We start from the raw sequence: 20,068 nt of genomic DNA on the forward strand, positions 1-20,068 counted from the left end.
ATTCCATGAACGTAGACGCCATCTCCGACATATTCCGGCGTGTGCTGGAAAATGACGATGTAAGGGCCGATTCTGACTTTTTCGTCATGGGTGGAGACTCGCTACTCGCCACCCGTGTGCTGAGCGCGGTCGCCCGGTCCTGGGGGGTCGAGCTGGACTTCGACGACTTCATGACCGCCCCGACGCCGGACGCCCTGGCCAAGAAGATCGCGAGCATGGCATGAGCGTCGTCGTGGTCGGGGCGGGCCTGGCCGGGCTCACCGCCGCGACCGACCTGGCCGCGCGGGGCGTCGAGGTCACCGTCGTCGAGGCACGCGAACGGGTCGGCGGCCGTGTCCACGGCGTCGAGGCCGCCCCCGGCAGCTGGGTCGACGCGGGCGCCGCCTACCTGGGGGAACGGCACACCGCGCTGACCGCCCTGATGGCGCAGGTGGGCCTGCGGACCACGCCGACCGCCATGACCGGCGACAGCCGTTTCGCGCTCGGCGACGACGGCGACGGCCGTACCAGGCCCGGACGGTTCCCTCCGTTGTCGGCGGTCGCGCTCGGCGAGCTGTTCGACGCGCTGGACGAGCTGACCCGCGCGGTGCGCGCCGACGCGCCCTGGCTGTCGGCGGACGCCGTACGGCTGGACGCGACGACCGCGGACGAGTGGGCGCGTGAGCACCTGCGCCACCCCGACGCGCGGCTGTTCTTCCCGCTGTTCCTCGGGGAGATGATGGCCGCCGACCCCCGGGACGTCTCGGTCCTGCACATGGGGTTCTACCTGCGCTCGGGCGGCGGGGTCCGCTATCTCAACGCCTTCGCCGGCGGCGCGCAGGAGGACCGCGTCGCCGGTGGCGCGCACCGGCTGTGCGAACTGCTGGCCGGACGGCTCGGCGACCGGGTACGGCTCGGCGAGCCGGTGCGCGCCGTCCACCAGGACGACGAGGGCGTGACGGTGACGACCACGGCCGGTTCGCTGCGGGCCCGCGCCGTGGTGGTCGCGGTGCCGCCGTCGCTCGCCGACGCCGTCGACCACCACCCCGCGCTGCCGGTCCCCCGCTCCGGCGGGCGTACGGCGCCCGGCTGCGCGGTCAAGGTGCACCTGGTCTATCCGAGCCCGGCCTGGCGCGAACGGGGCCTGTCCGGCTGGTCGGTCAACGCGCGCGGGCCGCTGCTGTCCACGGTCGACGACTCGCCGCCCGACGGCGCGATCGGCGTGCTGACCGGTTTCGTGACCGGCAGGCAGGCGCACGACTTCGCCCGGCTGTCCCCCGGCGAGCAACGCGCGCGGGCGTTCGAGCAGGCCGCGCGGCTGTTCCCCGGGCTGCCGGAGCCGACCGGCTTCCACGTGACCGACTGGGTCAACGAGGACTACAGCCGGGGGTGCTACGCGGCCCTGTTCGGCCCCGGGGACTGGACACGGCTCGGCCCGCACCTGGTCACCCCGCACGGACGGGTGCACTGGGCCGGCACCGAGACGAGCACGGAGTTCTTCGGCCTGATGGAGGGTGCCATCCGGTCGGGTCACCGCGTCGCCGCAGAAGTGATCACGACTTACGACAGGAGAGACGAGCATGTCTGAGACCACCTCGATCGCCCCCCTGGAGGTCCGGCGGAGGCTGATGACCGAGCCGGGACTCGGCGCGGGCAACTTCCTGGACCACGCCCTGGCCGCCAACCCCAACCGGGACGTCCCCTTCGTCTACAGCCACCACGACGACCACCTCGGCCGGGTCGTGTTACGCGGCCACAGCCTGACCGACCTGGCGGCGCTGCGGGACCGCTACGCCGGGTGGTACCGGGCCAACGGCGTACGGCCCGGCGAGCCGGTCGGCGTCGTGGTCGGCGAGGGGCTCCAACCCCTCATCCACTTCCTGGCGCTCACCTCCCTCGGCGCCGTCCCGGCGATGGTCAACGACGCCATGCGGCCCGACATCATGGCCGGCTACCTCGCTCACGTGGGGGCCGTCGGCGTCGTCGCCGACGACACGACCCGGCTGCAGGCCGCCTACCGGAACAACCCGCGGGAGCGGCCCCGGTTCGTCGCGCCGTCCTCCGAGGTGCGGGCCCACGACACGGGCTCCGGCACGCCTGACGGCGAGCCCTACCGGCACGCCCCCGACGACGTCGTCGGGCTGATCCACTCCTCCGGCACCACCGGCGTCCCCAAGTCGACGATCCTGGGCCACCTGCAGTTCTGGGACGGCAAACAGCCGAGGATGGTGCGTTTCCCCGCCGAGCCGTACGACAGGCTGATGTCGCTCATGCCGCACACCCACGCGGGCGGGCTGAGCTACTTCCTCACCGCGGTGTTGCTCGGGCTGCCGACCGTCGTCATGTCGGACTGGCGGCGCGTGGCCGTCGAACCGGTCATGGAGGCCTTCCAGCCGACGATGCTGGCCTCCTTCCCCAGGACGTTCGTCGAACTGGCCACCGGCGACCTGCCCGTCAAGGGCGCCGCCAAGGTGCACTCCTGGTTCAACACCGGCGACAGCGCGCACCACGGGCACATCAGGCGCCTGGTACGGCTCGGCGAACGGCCCGCGGGCCTGATCAAGCCGTGGCTGCTGCCCGGCGGGGCCGCCTCCGACGGGCCGCTGCCCGGCTCCCAGTTCGTCGACGGCCTCGGCTCCTCGGAGATGGGGATGGCGCTGTTCGGCCAGGTCACCACGCCGGAGACGCCGAGGAACGACCGCTGCGTCGGCAAGGCGCAGGAGGCCGTGACCCGCGCGGCGGTGCTGGACGAGGACGGTGAGGAGGTGCCCGACGGCACCGTCGGCCTGCTGGCGGTCATCACCCCCTCCAGGACCCCCGGCTACTGGAACGACCCGAAGCTGACCGGAAGCTTCGAGCTCAACGGCTACTGGCTGACCGGGGACGTGGCCCGCAGGGACGGCGAGGGCAACTTCTACCACCTCGACCGGACCATGGACGTCATCGACACCGTGGACGGCCCCGTCTACAGCCTGCCGGTCGAGGAGGTCCTCATCGCCGACTGCGCCGACCTCGTCCAGGACTGCTCGGTCATCGGCGTGCCGGGACGGCCCGGCGAGGGACAGCGCCCGATCGCCGTGGTCGTCCCCCAGGCGGAGGCAGGCGACGTCACCGCCGACGAGGTGCGGGAACGCGCCAACAAGGCCCTCGCGGAGGCGGGCCTGGCCACGCTCGCCGCGGTGGTCGTCGCGCGGGACGAGGCGGACGTACCGCTCGGCCCGACCGGCAAGGTGCTCAAGCGCGAACTGCGCACCCGGCACGCGACGCTGCTGGCCGGGTGATCCTCCGCATGAACGGCGAGGCCTCCCGGCCGTACGTCTACACGCGGCGGCCCCTCGTGGAACCCGACTGGCGGCGGCTGCCCGGCTGGCGCGGCGTCGGCGACGACCTGTGGCGCGACGCCCAGTGGCAGCGTGCCCACTGCGTGAAGAACGCCGCGCAGCTGCGCGCGGTCGTCGGCGACCTGCTCCAGGAGTCCTTCTACGCCGACCTGGCCGCCGACGCGCAACGGTTCGCGACCATGCCGACGCTGCTCACCCCGCAGCTGCTCAACGTGATGGCGCCGGACGCCGTGACCGGCCCCGCCTCCTTCACCGAGGCGTTCCTGGCCGACCCGGTCCGCCGCTACATGCTGCCGGTCTGCTCCGACCGCCACCCCGAGTGGCCGAGCCACCCGCTCGCGCGGCGCGACTCACTGCACGAGGCGGAGATGTGGGCCGTGGAGGGCCTGACCCACCGCTACCCGACCAAGGTGCTGGCCGAGCTGCTGTCCACCTGCCCGCAGTACTGCGGGCACTGCACCCGGATGGACCTGGTCGGCACCTCGACCCCGCAGGTCGTCAAGGCCGGCCTCGCCCTCAGGCCGGTCGACCGGCAGGAGCTGATGCTGGACTACCTCAAGCGCACCCCCGGCGTGCGGGACGTGGTGGTCTCCGGCGGTGACGTGGCCAACGTGCCCTGGCCCCGGCTTGAGGCGTTCCTGCTGCGGCTGCTCGAACTGGAGTCCGTACGGGACATCCGGCTGGCGACCAAGGCGCTGGTCGGCCTGCCACAGCACTGGCTGCGGCCGGACGTGGTCGAGGGAGTCGGCCGGGTGTCCGCCGTCGCCCGTGCCCGCGGGGTGAACCTGGCCGTGCACACCCACGCCAACCACGTGCGCTCGGTGACACCGCTGGTGGCCGAGGCGGCCCGTGCCCTGCTCGACGCGGGTGTGCGGGACGTGCGCAACCAGGGCGTGCTGCTGCGCGGGGTGAACGCCACCCAGGCCGACCTGCTCGACCTGTGCTTCGCCCTGCAGGGCGAGGCGGGCATCCTGCCGTACTACTTCTACCTCTGCGACATGATCCCCAACGCCGAGCACTGGCGGACGCCGCTGCACCAGGCGCAGCGCCTCCAGGAGGCCCTCATGGGCTACCTGCCCGGCTACGCGACGCCACGGATCGTGTGCGACGTGCCGTACGTCGGCAAACGCTGGGTGCATCAGGTCGCCGAGTACGACCGGGAACGCGGCGTCTCCCACTGGACCGGCAACCACGGGGTCGGCCCCGGCCGGGACGGGCCCTCCGCCCCGGGAGACCGCTTCCCCTTCTACGACCCGATCGACACCTTGCCCGAGCCGGGCCGCCTCTGGTGGACCCGAGGAGAGGGACGACGATGACCCTGCCCCCCGAGAGCACACTGCGTCGTATGTGCTGGATCTTCCCCGACCGGGAGTCGTCCAGGACCGGCGCCATGTGGCGCCACTACTTCTGGGACATGTACGCCGAGGTGGCCGAGGAGCTCGGCCTGACCTGGACCAGGCACGCCCCCGAGGCGGTGACCGTGGACGGCCTCGAACCCGGCAAGCCACGCGTCTACGTGGACGACGAGCTCGTCACCCCGCAGGACACGCTCTTCATCACCGCGCTGTACTCGCTGCCCTACCAGGACATGGACGTGTTCAACCAGTACGGCCTGTACGCCGTGCTCGAACAGGCCGGCTTCTACCTGCCGTTCCCGCCGTGGCTGTCCCCGATCGCCAACGACAAGCTCGCCACCGTCCTGCACCTGCACGACTCCCCCATCCCGCCGATCCCCACGATCCGCGTCGGCAGCGGACGGGACGTGGGCAAACACCTGTACGAGGTGGCGCTGGACGGCCTCACCTACCCGGCCATCGTCAAGCCCGCCGGGTGGTGCGGCGGCGGCGGGGTCAACCTGGCCCGCGGCCCCGAGGACGTCAGAGGCCTGGCCAGCCTGGCGCAGGGCGGCGACACCACCCTCGTGCTCCAGCCCTACCTCGGCGACGGCACGGTCGACTACCGGGTCTACGTCGTGGACGGCAGGCCGTACGCGGTGTTGAAGCGGACCCCGGAGGCCGGGTCGCCGGTCGCCAACGCCAGCCGGGGCGGCGCGATGGAGTTCGCGCCCGTCCCGCCCGAACTGGCGGAGGCGACGGCCTACTTCCACCGCAAACTGCCCATCCCGTTCTTCTGCGTCGACTTCCTCCACGACGGCGAACGGTTCTGGTTCTCCGAGCTCGAACCCGACGGGGTGATCGCCCCCGACTTCGGCGACCCGGGCCGGGCGGTGCAGCGGGACGTCACCCGGGCGCGCTGGACGGCCTACCGGGACGCCCACGCCCGCTGGATGACGCGGGACTCCTCGACGACCCACGAAAGCCGGTGACGACATGACCGAATCGTTCTCCCTGCCGCCGGAGGCCGCCGAGCCCCGCCTCGACGTCGCACGGCGCTCCCTGGAACGGCTCAGGGACGTGCCCGCGCTGGCGCCGCGCTACGCCGGCCACGGCAAGGTGCTCACCCTCGACGACCTCGCCGCGCTGCCCCCGCTGGTCAAGGACGACCTCAACGTGGCCCTGGCGCACCTGAGGCCCCGGGCGGAGCACGGCGCGACCTGGCTCTTCCAGAGCGGCGGCAGCACCGGAGAGCCCAAGGTCGGCCACGCTCCGACCGGGTTCTACATGCGCGGCGTCCACGAGCAGTGGCGACCGCTCGGGCGCGACGACGTCTTCGTCAACGGCTGGGGCGCGGGCCGGATGTGGGGCGCCCACTTCCTGGCCGCCGCCTTCGCCGACCTGTCCGGCTGCGAGGTCATCGCGCTCGGCTCGGTCTCCGCGCCGGAGTACGGCGACTGGCTGTCGTTCTTCGCCACCAGGGGCGTGAGCGCGTTCGGCGGCACCCCGAGCGTGCTGCGGCTGTGGTTCGCGCACGCCAGGCAGGCCGGAATCCGCCTGCCCGCGCTGCGCAAGGTGCTCTGGCTCGGCGAGGCCTGGCACCCGCAGCTCGACGAGGACCTCGCCGAGGTCGCGCCGGACGCGCGCCGCTGGGGCATGTTCGGCAGCACCGAGACCTGGGTCGCGGGCACCAACACCCCCGACTGCCCGGCGGACGTCTTCCACCTGCTGCCCGAACAGCTCGTCCACGTGGACCAGGACGAACTGCTGGACTTCACCACCCTCAACCCGGACATGCTCAACCCGGTGCTTCGCTACCGGACCGGCGACGCCGGACGGTTCACGACGTGCGAGTGCGGCAGGCCCGACCGGGCGCTGCGTGTCCTGGGCCGCCGTGACTCGGTGGTCCAGGTGCGCGGACTCGGGCTCCACGTGGACGACATCGTCGCGCGGGCGGAACGGGAGCCCGGCGTCCTGCGGGCGCAGGTCCTGGTCAACGAGCGGCGGGGCCGGGTCTCCTCCGTCGAGGTGCTGCTGCTCACCGCCCCGAACGCTTCCGAGGGCCTGGCCGTACGGCTGCGAGAGGACCTCATGTCCTCGACCTTCACCATCAGCACCGCCTTCCAGCACGACCCGGGGTCCTTCCGGGTCACGGTCGCCGACGCGCTGGTCGGCAACGAACGCACCGGCAAGACCGCCTCCTTCGTGGTGCGGGAGGAGCCGTGAGGCCGAGGACCTCCCTCGGCCGGGAGTTCAACCTGTTCTGGGGCGGCCAGACGATCAGCCTCGTCGGTGACCGCATCACGGTGTTCGTCGTGCCCACCCTGATGATCTTCGCGTTGCACGCCTCGCCGTTCGAGGTCGGCGTGGTCGCCATGGCGCAGTACCTCGGCATCCCCCTGCTCGGGCCGGTCGCGGGCGTGCTCGTCGACCGCTGGGACCGGCGCAGGACCCTGGTCGCCTGTGACCTCGTACGGCTGGCCGCCGTGGCGGCCATGCCCGTCACGTACTGGCTCGGCGTGCTGTCCACCCCGGTGCTGTTCGTCTGCGTGGCGCTGGTCAGCGGGGCGACGATCTTCTTCAACGTCGGCTACCTCGTCGCGGTGCCCACCACCGTCCCCGAGGACAAGCTGGTCAGGGCCTACTCCCGGCTTGAGGGCAGCAGGACCGTCTCCGAGGTCGCGGGCCCGTCGATCGCCGCCGGCCTGTACCACGCGCTCGGGGTGGCCGCGTTGCTCGTGGACGCCGCCAGCTACCTGGTCTCGGCCGCCTGCTTCCGCACCATGCGGCCCTGGGGGGCCGGAACCGTCCAGCACGGCTCCATCTGGTCACGGCTGGTCCTGGGATTCCGGCTCAACTGGACCGACCCGGTGCTGCGCCGGGTGGTGATCGCCGCGGTGACGCTGAACTCGGGCGGCCCCATCTTCGTCACGGTGCTGCCGGTGCTGGCCTACCAGGGCCTCGGCGTCCCGGTCGGCGTGTTCGGGGCGGCGATGTCGGCCGCGGCGGTGGGCGCGGTCCTCGGCGCGCTCGTCGCGCCCAGGATCGGCGCCCGGCTCGGCCTCGGCCGTACGCTGGCCTGGGCGCTCCTGCTGCACTGCCTGGTCGGCCTGGGCATCCTCGCCGCACCCGCGCTGCCCGCCGCGCCCGTCATCGGGGTGACGTTCGGCTGCTACGGCTTCTTCATGTCGTGCATCAACGTCTGCAGCGCCCCGATCCGCCAGTCGCGGATGACGGCCGACAACCAGGGCGTCACACACGCGGCCTTCCGCACCGCGACGTGGGGGGTCATCCCGCTGGCCGCGCTCGTGGGCGGACTGGCGGTCACCCTGCTCACCGGCGACCTGGGCGTGCTCAACGCCGCCAAGACCGTCATGGTCGGCGGCACGCTGCTGGCCGCGCTCTCCTTCGTGCCCGCCTCCGGCGTCCAGGCGCTGCTCGACCGGGCCGCCGCCGAACAGCAGGAGGAGCCTCAGCTGTCCGGGAGCGCGTCGTGACGCCCCGGCGCGGAGTCCTGCTGGTCACGGGAACCTCCTCAGGCATCGGCCTCGCGACCGCGGTGAGCGCGGCGCGGGCCGGGTTCACCGTGGTCGCCACGATGCGCGACCCAGGCCGGGCGGACGAGTTGCGCGAGGCGGCCGGCCAGGCCGGGGTCACCCTGGACGTGCGACGCCTCGACGTCACCGACGCCGGCTCCGTCGACACCTGCCTGCGGGAGGTACGGCTGACCCACGGACGCCTCGACGCCCTGGTCAACAACGCCGGGATCTCCAACTTCGACCCCACCATGGAGATGTCCACCCTGGAGGCCCTGCGGGCCAACCTGGAGGTGAACTTCTTCGGCGTCGTCGCCGTCAGCCGGGTCGCGATGCCGCTGCTGCGCGCCAGCCGGGGCCGCCTGCTGACCGTCGGCAGCGTGCACGGCGTCGTCGGACAGCCCTTCAACGAGGCCTACGCGGCGGCCAAGGCGGCCGTCGAGGGCTTCATGGAGAGCCTGGCCCCGGTCGCCGCCCGGCACGGGGTCCGCGTCGGCGTGGTCGTGCCCGGCTTCGTGCCCGGCACCCGGTTCGGGATCTTCCCCGGCGTCAACAGGGAGACCGTCCGCGCCGCCTCGGGACCGTACGCGGAGACCTTCTCCGACTACCTGGCCTGGGTGACCGGCCAGGGGTGGGAGGGGGCGGGCCAGTCCCGCTGGGAGGTGGCCGAGGTCGTGGTGCGTGCGCTGACCGCCGAGGCGCCGCCGTTCCGCATCCCCACCAGCGACTGGGTCACCGCCTACCTGTCGCACAAACTCGCCGACCCGGACGGCTCCGCCGTGCAGAAACTGGCCGGGACCTGGGTCTCCGGCTCCGACGGGGCGGCCCGGTGAACGGCGCGGCCAACGGTGGGGGCAGCTGTGGGGGCGGCGCCGGAGACGCCGTGTGCCGCTCCCTGGGCATCACCGTCGAGGAGGTCTCCGTGGGAAGGGCCCGGCTGCGGATGCGGATCTCCGAGGACATGCTGAACGGACACGGCCTGGCCCACGGCGGCTACCTGTTCCTGCTGGCCGACGCCGCCTTCGCCTACGCCGGCAACGCCCGCGGCCCGGTCACGCTGGCGCAGAGCGCGCAGATCACGTTCCTGCGCCCGGCCGAGGCCGGTGAGGAACTGCTCGCCGAGGCCGTCGAACGCACCAGGTACGGCAGGCAGGGCGTCTACGACGTGACCGTGCGGCGCCCCTGCGGCGAGATCGTCGCGGAGTTCCGCGGCCAGAGCGTGACGGTCTCCGGCAGGCCCGGTGGAGTGTCGTGATGAGCACGAGCACCGGGACGCACTGCCCCTACTGCGCGTTGCAGTGCGGGATGACCCTGACTCCGCTCCCACCGGCGGGCGCGCGGGTCGGCCCCAGGGACTTCCCGGTGAACGAGGGCGCCCTGTGCCAGAAGGGGTGGACGGCGGCGGCGCTGCTCGACACCCCCGACCGGCTCACCCACCCGCTCGTCCGCCGCCGCAGGGACGAGCCGCTCCGGCCCGCGACCTGGCCGGAGGCCCTCGACCTGATCGCCGGGCGGCTGCGGGAACTGCGTGAACGGCACGGGCCGGACGCGGTCGCCGTCTTCGGCGGTGGCGGCCTCACCAACGAGAAGGCCTACCTGCTCGGCAAGTTCGCCAGGGTCGCCCTGCGCACCTCGCAGATCGACTACAACGGCCGGTTCTGCATGTCGTCGGCCGCGGCGGCGGGCATCCGGGCCTTCGGCCTCGACCGGGGGCTGCCGTTCCCGGTCACCGACCTGCGGGAGGCGGAGACGGTCATGCTGGTCGGGGCCAACGTCGCCGAGACGATGCCGCCGTTCGTCCGGCATCTGCGCCGGGCCAGGGACCACGGCGGTCTCGTCGTGGTCGACCCCCGGCGCACCGCGACGGCCGAACTGGCCTCGCTGCACCTGGCGCCCAGGCCGGGCACGGACCTGGCGCTGGCGCTCGGCATGCTGCACGCGGCGGTCGCCGGGGGGCACCTGCGGCACGACTACGTCGGCGCGCGGACCGGCGGGTTCGCCGAGGCGTGGCGCGTCGCCGCGCGCTGGCGTCCCGAGGAGGCCGAACGGGTCACCGGGGTCGCGGGCGCCGGCCAGCGGGCCGCCGTCGAACTGCTCGCCGGGGCGCGTAACGCCTACGTCCTGACCGGCCGGGGAACCGAACAGCACTCCAACGGCGTGGACACCGTCTCCGGCTGGATCAACCTGGCACTCGCCCTCGGGCTGCCGGGGCGTACGGGCTCCGGCTACGGCTGCCTGACCGGGCAGGGCAACGGGCAGGGTGGCCGTGAGCACGGGCAGAAGGCCGACCAGCTGCCGGGTTACCGGCGCCTCGACGACGAGGCGGCGCGCCGGCACGTGGCCTCCGTGTGGGGCGTCGCCCCCGAGGAGCTTCCCGGTCCCGGCCGCTCCGCCTACGAGCTGCTGGACGCGCTGGGCACCTCGACCGGGCCGAGGGCTCTGCTGCTGTTCGGCAGCAACCCCGTGGTCTCGGCGCCCCACGCCGCGCACGTGACACGCAGGCTCGCCGCCCTCGACCTGCTGGTCGTCGCCGACGTCGTCCCGTCGGAGACCGCGCTGCTGGCCGACGTGGTGCTGCCGGTCACCCAGTGGGCCGAGGAGGAGGGCACGATGACGAACCTGGAGGGGAGGGTGCTGCTGCGGCGCAGGGCCGTACCTCCCCCCGAGGGGGTCCGCGGAGACCTGACCGTCCTGCGGGAGCTCGCCGTACGGCTCGGGCAGCCCGCCGAGCGCTTCCCCGACGATCCCGAGGAGGTGTTCGCGGAACTCGCCCTGGCCTCCCGCGGCGGCGCGGCGGACTACTCGGGGCTCAGCCACCGGCGGCTGCGAGCCGGCGAGACACCGCACTGGCCCTGCCCGGAACCCGGCCATCCGGGAACGCCCCGCCTGTTCCTGGACGGCTTCGCCCACCCCGACCGCCGGGCGCGCTTCACACCCGTCGAGCACCGGGGACCCGCCGAGTCCCCCGACGCCGTCTACCCGCTGGTCGCCACGACCGGGCGGACGCTCGCGCACTACCAGTCCGGCGCGCAGACCCGCCGGGTCGCCGAACTGGTCAGAGCGGCGCCCGCGCCGTACGTGGAGGTGCATCCCGACACGGCCCGGCGGGCCGGGCTGGCCGACGGCGACCTGGCCCGTGTCGTCTCACGGCGGGGCGCGGTCGAGGCCGAGGTGCGCTGCGCGCCGGGGATCAGGCCGGACACGGTGTTCGTGCCGTTCCACTTCCCCGGTGCGGGCCGGGCCAACCTGATCAGCAACCCGGCGCTCGACCCCGTCAGCGGGATGCCGGAGTTCAAGGCGTGCGCGGTACGGCTCACCCCCGCCCGTGAATCCTCCGCCCGTGAGATCCCCGCCCACGAGGAGGGGTCGTGAGTCCCCGCAGGGTGGTGGTCGTCGGTTACGGCATGGCCGGAGCCCGCCTGGCCGAGCTGGTCAGGGAACGCGACCCACGGGGCGAGCTGGTCGAGCTGACCGTCGTGGGTGCCGAGTCCCGTCCCGCCTACAACCGGGTGCTGCTGCCCGGCGTGCTGGACGGCACGATGACCGCCGACGGCATCGCCCTGCACGGACGGGAGTGGGCACGGGACAACCGGGTCCGGCTGCTGCTCGGGGCCGTCGCCGTACGGCTGGACCGGGCGGCGCGCGTGGTCCACCTCGCGGACGGCCCTCCGATCGGCTACGACGCCCTGGTGCTGGCGACCGGCAGCAGGCCGTGGCTGCCGCCGGTCGGCGGGCTGACCGGCGAGCGAGGTGAGCCCGCGCGGGGCGTGGCCACCCTGCGCGGCCTGGACGACTGCGCGCGGATCGCGGCCGTGACCGGCCCCGGAGTCCCGGTCGCCGTGCTCGGCGGCGGGGTGCTCGGCGTGGAGACCGCGCTCGCGCTGGGCAGGCGCGGCGCCGGGGTCACGCTGATCCATCCCGCGCCCCACCTGATGGAACGCCACCTGGACCCGACAGCCGGGATGATCCTGGCCCGGCTGTGCCATACGGCGGGAGTACGGGTCGTGACCGGCCTGACCGCGGTCAGGCACTACCCGGACGAGGGCGTCAAGCTGGAGGACGGCGCGTTCGTCCCGGCCGCGCTGACGGTGGTGACCACCGGGGTGCGCCCCGAGACGGACCTGGCCGTCGCCGCCGGGCTGGGCTCGGCGGAGGGCGTTCCGGTCGACGACCGGCTGCGCACCGCCGACCCGTACGTCCACGCCGTCGGCGACTGCGCCCGGACCGGTGACGCGCCGTCCGGCCTGCTGCGGCCCGCCTGGGATCAGGCGGCGGTGCTGGCCGACCTGCTCACCGGCGCCGGCCCCACGGCACGCTACCGCGCGAGCCCTCCGGTCACCCGGCTGCGCGCCGGGGACGTCGACCTCACCGTGTTCGGCGCCTCGCACCTCGGGCTGGACAGCCGGGAGGCCGAGGTGCTCGGCTACGCCGACCCCGCCAGGGGGACCTACGCCAAGCTGACGCTCGACGGCGACCGGGTGACCGGGGCGATCGTGCTCGGGCTGCCCGGCGTCGGGGCGACGCTGACCCAGCTGTACGACACCGGGTGGCCCGCACCCGCCGACCGGCTCGCCCTGCTGCTCGGACGAACGCCGCCACCGGCCGTCGACGACGACCCCGCCCGCCTGCCCGGCTCCACGGTGATCTGCCGGTGCAACTCGGTGACCAAGGACGACCTGACCCGCGCGGCCCGCGCCACAGGCGGCGGCGTGACCGCGCTGGTCCGCGCGACCAGGGCGAGCACGGGGTGCGGTGACTGCCTGCCAAAAGTACGACGCCTCGCCGATCCACACGAGACGACAGGAACCCCGACATGAACGACAGACGCCCCAAGTCCCGCAGAACCGGACGCTGGATCGACCACTGGGAACCGGAGGACCCCGGCTTCTGGGCGGCGACCGGACGCCGCGTCGCCACCAGGAACCTCCTGTTCTCCATCGTCGTCGAGCACCTCGGCTTCACGGTGTGGCTGCTGTGGAGCGCCGTCGTCGTCCTGCTGCCCGCCGCGGGCTTCCCCTTCGACGTCGACCAGCTCTTCTGGCTGGTCGCGGTGCCCAACCTGGTGGGCGCCGCACTGCGGCTGCCGTACACCTTCGCGGTCTCGGCCTTCGGCGGGCGCAACTGGAACGTGGCCAGCGCGCTCCTGCTGCTCGTCCCCGCCGGGCTGCTGACCTGGATGGTCTCCGACCCGCGCACGCCGTACTGGATGTTCCTCGTGGCCGCGGCCACGGCCGGGCTCGGCGGCGGGAACTTCGCCTCCTCCATGGCCAACATCTCCTACTTCTACCCGGAACGGAGTAAGGGCTTCGCGCTGGGCGTGAACGCGGCGGGCGGCAACCTCGGAGTGTCCGTGGTGCAGCTGACGGTCCCGCTCGTCGCGGCCTTCGGCCTGGCCAACGCCGGTGCGGTGTGGGTGGTGCCGATCCTGGCGGCGGCCCTGTGCGCCTACCTGTTCATGGACAACCTGGCCGTGGTGAGGGCCGACTTCGCCTCACAGAGCAGTGCCTTCCGCCGTGGACACACATGGGTCATGTCCTTCCTCTACATCGGCACCTTCGGCTCCTTCATCGGCTACTCGGCGGCGTTCCCGCTGCTGGTCAAGGCGACCTTCCCCGAGGCCGCGACCACCTACTCCGCCTTCCTCGGCGCCCTGGTCGGCTCACTGGCCCGCCCCCTCGGCGGCTGGCTGGCCGACCGTCACGGCGGGGCCAGGGTCACCGCGTGGTCCTTCACCGCCATGGCCGCCGGCGCCGCCGGTGCCCTCGCCGGACTCGGCACGCGCAGCTTCCCGCTCTTCCTCGGCGCGTTCATGGTGCTGTTCGTCGCCTCGGGGACGGGCAACGGTTCCACCTACCGCATGATCCCGGCGATCTTCACCGCCCAGGCGGAACGTGACGTCGCCGACGGCGTGGAACGCGAGCAGGCCCTGCTGCGCGCCAGGCGGGAGGCCGCGGCCGCCATCGGCATCGCCTCCGCGGTCGGCGCCTTCGGCGGCTTCCTCATCCCGCGCGGTTTCGCCGTCTCCCTCTCGCGGACCGGCTCCGTGGACGTCGCGCTCTACCTGTTCCTGGCCGCCTACGGCGTGTTCCTGGCCACGAACTGGTGGTTCTACCGCCGCCGGGTGCTGGCCCGAATCCCCAGCCTGGCCCACGCCCTGATCTGAACCCCTCTCCCGGAAGGAGCGGCACATGCCCGCCAAACCGCTGCGCGACCTGATCGACTTCGCCCGGCGCAACTCCCCCTTCTACGCCGACCTCTACCGTGACGTACCGCACGGCACCGAGGACCTCACCCTGCTGCCGATCATCGACCAGACGGCCTTCTGGGCCGCGAACACCTGGCCGGACAACCGGCTGCTGACCGGGCCGCTGACCGACGCCGGGGTCTACACCTCCGGCGGCACGACCGGCGCGCCGAAGTTCTCCCCGTGGACCCGTACCGAGCACACCGACTCGGTCAGCGCCTTCGGGGCGGGCATGGTCAGGTCGGGCCTGAGACCCGGTCACCGGGTGGCGAACCTGTTCTTCGCCGGCGAACTGTACGGAGGGTTCCTCTACATCGACAACGCCCTCTACCACGCCCCTGTCGAGAACGTCCGGCTGCCCGTCGCGGGCTCCGCGCCGGACGACTACATCGCCGACCTGATCGCGGCCTTCGACGTCGAGGTGCTGGCGGGACCGCCGATGAAGCTCAGCGGGGTCGCCGACGCGATGAACGCCAGGGGGCTGACGGCCGAGTCGGTCGAACTGCTGCTGTTCGGCGGCGACCTCCTCTTCGACGACCTGCGCCCGCACCTGGCCAAGGCCTTCCCCCGGGCGGTGATCGCCTCGCTCGGGTACGCCTCCGTCGACGCCGGGCTGGTCGGCGCCCCGGTCGTCGGTGACGACGTGCGGGTGCACGAGGCCTTTCCCAACAGGACGCTGGTCGAGCTGGTCGACGAGGTGACCGGCGAACCGATCACCACCCCCGGCGTGCCCGGCCGGGTGCTCGTCACCAACCTGTTCCGGACCCTGATGCCGATCATCCGCTACCCGGTCGGCGACCGGGCCGAGTGGATCGACGACGAGTGCCGCCGGTTCCGTCTGGTCGGCAGGACGACGGAGGGCGCCAGGGTGGCGATGGTGACGATGCGCACCGAGGACGTCCGCGAGGTGATCGTCGCGGCCGACACCGACCGGGTGCTGGCCGGGATGCAGCTGGTACAGCGCCGCTGGGACAACAAGGACGGCCTGGTGCTCCGTCTCGCCTACACCGAGGAACCGTCCGAGGCCCTGACCAGGCACTTCATCGAGGCCGTGCACGAGGCCCGCCCGATGTACCCCGAGTACGCGGCCAAGGGGTTCGTCCACCCCCTGAGCATCGAGTGGGTACGGCCCGCGGACCTGGCCACCAACCCCAGAACCGGCAAACTGATCCCCCTGGTCGACGAACGCCCCCACGCCTGACGATCTTTGATCGAGCCCCGGTGTCTCCGGCGCCGGGGCCCTCCCCTTTACAATGTAGATCAAAATCAAGGACCCGTGGACCGCACAGGCCGGGAAAGGACCACCGTACGAGCATCCGGCACGGAACCTTCCCGGCCCTGGCCGTGGACGCCTCGGCCCCCGCCACACGGCACCCCCGCGAGGCGGGCCGGGCCCGCTTGTGCCCGAGGTGGCACCCCTCTTCGACCATCTCTACCCACGCACGCCGGACCCGCTGTTCGACCGTCATCACCGGCCCGCCCCGAACGGCCCGCAAACGGCCCGGCGTCCGAGAAGGACCGTCCCCGTACGGGGGCGGTCCCGGCGTGTTCGTGCTCGGCCTGCGCCCGGGACGGCTCCGCCGCGCTCCCCCTCCGCAGGGTCCGCACAGAGGGGACCGGACGTAGATTGACCCATGTTCTCATAGCCAAAATGAACCATGTGGTGGGTCTTTTCGGGCCCTAGATTCGGTTGTGCCGCCACGGAGAAACGTTCCTGCGGTATCACCGAACATGGAGAGATCATGAACTTCGCCACCGCTGACCAGCCCGTTCTCGTCCGGTCCCTCGAAGCCGAGGCCCTGCGGGACGGCGCGAGCAGCCTGATCACCCTGCTCGCCGACTCCGGGGAAACCGGCGGTGCGCTGACCGCCAACAAGGCGGCGTTCCTGAAGGGGTCGCCGGGTGCGCCCGCGCATTTCCACACCCGGGCCACGGAGATGTTCTACGTCCTGCGCGGTTCGATGCGGATCCTGCTGAACGACACGGTCGTGACCCTCGGCCAGGGCGACTTCCTCACCGTTCCGCCGACCGTTCCGCACGCGTTCGCCCCGTCGGCGGGGTCCGAGGCCGAGATGCTCGTCGTCTTCACGCCCGGGATGGACCGGTTCGACTACTACCGGCTGCTTGAGCGCGTCCACCACGGCGAAGCCTCCGTCCAGGAGATCCGCGACAGCTCCGAGCGCTTCGACAACCACTACTTCGACAGCCCCGTCTGGCAGCGGGAACTCGCCCGGCGCTGAAGCCCCTCCGCGAAGAGGGACTCCATCATGACCGCTCTGACCGCACCCGGTATCGCGGCCCGCCGACGGCCGGGCCTCACCCTGGCGCTGCTGGCGTTCGCACAGCTGATCGTCTCGATCGACTACAACATCGTGTACGTGGCGCCGCCCGAGATCGGCTCGGATCTCGGCTTCTCCGCCCAGAGCCTGCAGTGGGTGATCAGCGCCTACGCGGTGGCCTTCGGCGGCTTCCTCCTGCTCGCCGGCGGGGGCGCCGCGATCGTCGCCGTCGCCAACTCGGGCCTTTCCGCCGCCCCCTCCCCCACCGCCGTCACCGGCGGCCTCCAGACCACCATCGCCGTCGCGGGCATCGCCCTCACCGCCCTCGTCGCCCTCCGGCTCCGCGGCCCTCGCTGAGAGCCCGGTCACCGCCCCGTCCCCGGACGGGGCTTTCGCCGTCCCTGCGGTTCACGGGGCGGGTGGAAGGATCTCGCAGAGGGCGGCGAGGGCGGCGGCGTAGGAGTGGTCGGACGGGGTCGCGTAGCCGACGACGAGGCCCTCAAGGTCGGCGGGGGTGTCGGGGTGCCGGAATCCGGCCAGGCCGTCCAGGGACACACCGCGCCAGGCGGCGGCCCTCAAGGTGGCGGCCTCGGTGCCGTACGGCAGGCGCAGGACGGCGTGCAGGCCCGCGGCGATGCCGGCCACCTCGATATGCGGAGCCTGGCCGGCGAGGGCCTCCACCAGCCGGTTGCGGCGTTCGCGGTAGCGCTGGCGCATGTGGCGGATGTGCCGGTCGTAGGCGCCGGAGACGATCAGGTCGGCGAAGGTGAGCTGGTCCACGACGCCGGTCCAGCGTTCGCGCTGGCCCTTCACTGCCAGGACCGGGTCGACCAGACGTTCGGGGAGCACCATCCAGCCGAGCCGGAGGGCGGGCGAGATGCTCTTGCTCGTCGAACCGACGTACAGGACGTGCTCGGGATCGAGCGCCTGGACCGCGCCCACCGGTTCCCGGTCGTACCGGAACTCGCCGTCGTAGTCGTCCTCGATCACGACGCCGCCGCGCTCGCGTGCCCAGTCGACGGCGATGTTGCGGCGTGCCGGGGTGAGCGGACCGCCGATGGGGAACTGGTGGGCGGGGGTGAGCAGCACCGAGCGGACACCCCGTCGCCCGGCCAGGTCCTCGGTTCTGGTGCCGTGGTCGTCCAGGCCGAGCGCCACCGTCCTGACCCCGTCGGCGGCCAGCAGGGAACGGTGGAACGCCAGGCCGTACGCTTCGACGGCCAGCGGGCCGCGCAGCACGCCGCCGCCGAACAGCAGGCGTAGCGCGTCGGCGAAACCGGCGCAGATCACGATGCGTTCCGGAACGGCCCGCACCCCACGGACACGGGCCAGATAGTCGACGAGCGCGGTGCGCAACTCGATCCGCCCCTGGGGATCACCCGGCCCGAACGCGTCGTTCGGCGCGGCGGCGAGAGCACGGCGGGTCGAGGCGGACCAGGCGTTCCTGGGGAACGACGACGCGTCCGGCTGCCCCTGCGACAGGTTGTGCGCCGGGGCGGCGGGCACGGCCCGCGGCCTCCTCGGCACCCGCGCCGTCTTCGCGGGAGCCGCGCGTTCGGCGACCCGGGTTCCCGAGCCCTGCCTCGCGGTCAGCCAGCCCTCGGCGACCAGTTCGGCGTAGGTGTCGGCGACCGTGTTCCTGGCGATTCCGAGGTCGACCGCGAGCGATCGATAAGGAGGCAGCCGCACCCCCGGGGCGAGCCGCCCGTCCTGGATCGCCGCCCGCAGCGCCCGCCCGAGAGCGGCTCGCCGTGATCCGGTTCCGTCCAGCTCAAGATGCAGGTCAGAACCGATGCGCTCCGCCGAATTGACCCAAGATTCCGACAGTGGAATGCACCTCCTGAGCGGTCTATCAACTCCCTAGGTTAGTGCGCATGACGGACACCGCGCCCCGCCTCAACTTCGCCGCCGCCGCCCCGAAGGCGTTCAGATCCCTGATCGGCTTCGACGCCGCCGCCCGCGACGGCCTCGACCCCGCCCTGGCCGAGCTGATCCAGATCCGTTCCTCCCAGCTCAACGGCTGCGCCTACTGCCTGCACATCCGTTCCTCCCAGCTCAACGGCTGCGCCTACTGCCTGCACATGCACGTCACCGACGCCCGCAAGGCCGGTGAGGACGACCTTCGTCTCCACATGATCGGGGTCTGGCGCGAGGCGAAGCACTTCTTCTCCTCCAGGGAACAGGCCGCGCTGGCCCTGACCGAAGCGGTCACCCTGATCGCCGACGCCGACGTCCCCGACGAGGTCTACGCCGAAGCCGCCGCCCGGTTCGAAGAGGCCGAGTTGGCCCACGTGCTCGCCGTCATCCTCACCGTCAACACCTGGAACCGCGTCGCCGTCACCACCGCCAAGATCGCCGGAACGGACGAGCGCCGATGACGATCGACGCCTCCATCCGGATCCGCGTCGCGCGCCCCTTCCTCGACCTGGCCGCCCCCGTCGACCAGGCCCTGCTCGACCGGCTCCTGTCCGCGGGAGGCGTCCGCGTTCCCGCCCACAACCCCTACTGGGACGCCCACGGCGCCACCCTCACCGACCCTGACGGCTGCCGCCTCGTCCTCAGCACCCGCTCCTGGAGCCCCGGCACGGTCTCACAACGGTGAACCCTTTTCGTCCTCGGGTGGTCCGCGCGCCTTCGTGACCCTGGAGGACGGCGACGGCCTCGCAGAGGTGACCGGTCTTGCCGGGGCCGCGGCGTAGCTTGAGAATCCTCCAGCTCTTCAGCCGGGCGTCCGCGTGTTCGCCGAGTCCGCGTAGGCGGGCACGGCGACGCCTGCCGGAGAAGTACGGCCGGTCGGCGGTGATCCGGCCGATGTGGTCAGGTGCCGTCCAGCCCGGGGTGGCGCAGGCCGTCCTGCCTGGCCCGGCGCAGCGCCCGGCCAGGCTTGGGTGAGCGCGCCGAAGGCGGCGTCACAGCCGGCGGGTCTACTTGTGCCTGAAGTAGACGAACAGGCGGCCGTGGTTCTTGGAGTCCTTGTCGATGCGGTGGTAGAGGGCCTTGATCTCCTTCTGTTCGAGGAAACGCAGGACCTTCTTCTTGAGCTGACCTGACCCCTTGCCGGGGATGATCTCGACCTCGGTCGCCCGCTTCCTGATGGCCTCGTCGATGATGTCCCGCAGTGCCCGGTCGATCTCACCGCCGCGGTTGAAGATCGGGTGGAGGTCCAGCTTCAGTTTCACGGTTCCAGCCTCTCATCGCACGTGCTCGCGGACGAGCCCACCCGGGACCGGGCCAGCTATCTCGATGATTGCCGAAATTTCCGTATCTAGGCAAACAAAGGGGCTCTAGCTAGGCTCCCATTCATGATCAGCCGCCCATATCGGGCGGCCGTTCCCTCGTCACCCAGCGGGGAGAG

At 72.5% G+C, this 20,068-nt stretch carries 19 protein-coding genes; 17 read left to right on the forward strand and 2 right to left on the reverse strand.

Going from position 1 to position 20,068, the window contains the following annotated elements; genetic code table 11:
• The first annotated feature begins 5 nt into the window (after window positions 1–5).
• The 15 genes from ACFOYY_RS13025 (at window position 6) to ACFOYY_RS13095 (ending at window position 17,070) form a co-directional block, all read left to right on the forward strand.
• Complete coding sequence (locus ACFOYY_RS13025) at window positions 6–224, forward strand: phosphopantetheine-binding protein (protein ID WP_362916413.1); 219 nt, start codon at window positions 6–8, stop codon at window positions 222–224.
• Window positions 221–1,567 carry a flavin monoamine oxidase family protein gene (locus ACFOYY_RS13030; RefSeq protein ID WP_386189922.1) on the forward strand — a complete coding sequence of 449 codons (1,347 nt, stop codon included), beginning with the start codon at window positions 221–223 and terminating at the stop codon, window positions 1,565–1,567. Before ACFOYY_RS13025 ends, ACFOYY_RS13030 begins: the two co-directional genes overlap by 4 nt.
• Window positions 1,560–3,260 (forward strand): class I adenylate-forming enzyme family protein, encoded by a 1,701-nt coding sequence (locus tag ACFOYY_RS13035; RefSeq protein WP_386189923.1) that lies wholly within the window; start codon window positions 1,560–1,562, stop codon window positions 3,258–3,260. The genes ACFOYY_RS13030 and ACFOYY_RS13035 overlap by 8 nt, the downstream gene beginning before the upstream one ends.
• 8 nt (window positions 3,261–3,268) lie before the next feature.
• Window positions 3,269–4,636 (forward strand): KamA family radical SAM protein, encoded by a 1,368-nt coding sequence (locus ACFOYY_RS13040; protein ID WP_386189924.1) that lies wholly within the window; start codon window positions 3,269–3,271, stop codon window positions 4,634–4,636.
• Window positions 4,633–5,646 carry an ATP-grasp domain-containing protein gene (locus ACFOYY_RS13045; protein WP_386189925.1) on the forward strand — a complete coding sequence of 338 codons (1,014 nt, stop codon included), beginning with the start codon at window positions 4,633–4,635 and terminating at the stop codon, window positions 5,644–5,646. The genes ACFOYY_RS13040 and ACFOYY_RS13045 overlap by 4 nt, the downstream gene beginning before the upstream one ends.
• 4 nt (window positions 5,647–5,650) lie before the next feature.
• A complete protein-coding gene (locus ACFOYY_RS13050; protein WP_386189926.1) occupies window positions 5,651–6,880 on the forward strand; it encodes an AMP-binding protein in 1,230 nt (409 codons plus the stop codon).
• The gene (locus ACFOYY_RS13055; RefSeq protein WP_386189927.1) at window positions 6,877–8,151 is read left to right on the forward strand and encodes an MFS transporter; all 1,275 of its coding nucleotides are present in this window, start codon (window positions 6,877–6,879) and stop codon (window positions 8,149–8,151) included. The genes ACFOYY_RS13050 and ACFOYY_RS13055 overlap by 4 nt, the downstream gene beginning before the upstream one ends.
• Window positions 8,148–9,023: an SDR family NAD(P)-dependent oxidoreductase gene (locus tag ACFOYY_RS13060; RefSeq protein ID WP_352009120.1), complete on the forward strand. Its 876-nt coding sequence runs from the start codon at window positions 8,148–8,150 to the stop codon at window positions 9,021–9,023. Before ACFOYY_RS13055 ends, ACFOYY_RS13060 begins: the two co-directional genes overlap by 4 nt.
• A 50-nt stretch (window positions 9,024–9,073) precedes the next feature.
• Window positions 9,074–9,445 carry a hydroxyphenylacetyl-CoA thioesterase PaaI gene (paaI, locus tag ACFOYY_RS13065; protein ID WP_352009119.1) on the forward strand — a complete coding sequence of 124 codons (372 nt, stop codon included), beginning with the start codon at window positions 9,074–9,076 and terminating at the stop codon, window positions 9,443–9,445.
• Complete coding sequence (locus ACFOYY_RS13070) at window positions 9,445–11,562, forward strand: molybdopterin oxidoreductase family protein (RefSeq protein WP_386189928.1); 2,118 nt, start codon at window positions 9,445–9,447, stop codon at window positions 11,560–11,562. The genes paaI and ACFOYY_RS13070 overlap by 1 nt, the downstream gene beginning before the upstream one ends.
• On the forward strand, window positions 11,559–13,007 hold the full coding sequence (locus tag ACFOYY_RS13075; RefSeq protein WP_386189929.1) for an FAD-dependent oxidoreductase: 1,449 nt from the start codon (window positions 11,559–11,561) through the stop codon (window positions 13,005–13,007). The genes ACFOYY_RS13070 and ACFOYY_RS13075 overlap by 4 nt, the downstream gene beginning before the upstream one ends.
• On the forward strand, window positions 13,004–14,353 hold the full coding sequence (locus ACFOYY_RS13080) for an MFS transporter (protein WP_386189930.1): 1,350 nt from the start codon (window positions 13,004–13,006) through the stop codon (window positions 14,351–14,353). The genes ACFOYY_RS13075 and ACFOYY_RS13080 overlap by 4 nt, the downstream gene beginning before the upstream one ends.
• Before the next feature lie 25 nt (window positions 14,354–14,378).
• Window positions 14,379–15,635 carry a hypothetical protein gene (locus ACFOYY_RS13085; protein WP_352009115.1) on the forward strand — a complete coding sequence of 419 codons (1,257 nt, stop codon included), beginning with the start codon at window positions 14,379–14,381 and terminating at the stop codon, window positions 15,633–15,635.
• Window positions 15,636–16,176: 541 nt separating this feature from the next.
• Complete coding sequence (locus tag ACFOYY_RS13090; protein WP_386189931.1) at window positions 16,177–16,674, forward strand: cupin domain-containing protein; 498 nt, start codon at window positions 16,177–16,179, stop codon at window positions 16,672–16,674.
• Between the two features lie 27 nt (window positions 16,675–16,701).
• Window positions 16,702–17,070 carry a hypothetical protein gene (locus tag ACFOYY_RS13095; RefSeq protein WP_386189932.1) on the forward strand — a complete coding sequence of 123 codons (369 nt, stop codon included), beginning with the start codon at window positions 16,702–16,704 and terminating at the stop codon, window positions 17,068–17,070.
• 51 nt (window positions 17,071–17,121) lie between these two features.
• Here the strand turns inward: ACFOYY_RS13095 and pdxR are convergent, their stop codons facing one another.
• The gene (pdxR, locus tag ACFOYY_RS13100; RefSeq protein ID WP_386190052.1) at window positions 17,122–18,546 is read right to left on the reverse strand and encodes a MocR-like pyridoxine biosynthesis transcription factor PdxR; all 1,425 of its coding nucleotides are present in this window, start codon (window positions 18,544–18,546) and stop codon (window positions 17,122–17,124) included.
• Between the two features lie 41 nt (window positions 18,547–18,587).
• On the opposite strand from pdxR, the gene ACFOYY_RS13105 reads away from it, so the two are divergent.
• Together ACFOYY_RS13105 and ACFOYY_RS13110 are read left to right on the forward strand one after the other, a co-directional pair.
• Window positions 18,588–19,091 carry a carboxymuconolactone decarboxylase family protein gene (locus ACFOYY_RS13105; RefSeq protein ID WP_386189933.1) on the forward strand — a complete coding sequence of 168 codons (504 nt, stop codon included), beginning with the start codon at window positions 18,588–18,590 and terminating at the stop codon, window positions 19,089–19,091.
• Complete coding sequence (locus tag ACFOYY_RS13110; protein WP_386189934.1) at window positions 19,088–19,315, forward strand: hypothetical protein; 228 nt, start codon at window positions 19,088–19,090, stop codon at window positions 19,313–19,315. The genes ACFOYY_RS13105 and ACFOYY_RS13110 overlap by 4 nt, the downstream gene beginning before the upstream one ends.
• 322 nt (window positions 19,316–19,637) lie before the next feature.
• Here ACFOYY_RS13110 and ACFOYY_RS13115 read toward each other — a convergent pair whose 3' ends face one another.
• Window positions 19,638–19,892: a Smr/MutS family protein gene (locus ACFOYY_RS13115; protein ID WP_184714345.1), complete on the reverse strand. Its 255-nt coding sequence runs from the start codon at window positions 19,890–19,892 to the stop codon at window positions 19,638–19,640.
• Between the last annotated feature and the right edge of the window lie 176 nt (window positions 19,893–20,068).

The organism is Streptosporangium jomthongense (genome assembly GCF_042650425.1).
Lineage (GTDB): Bacteria > Actinomycetota > Actinomycetes > Streptosporangiales > Streptosporangiaceae > Streptosporangium.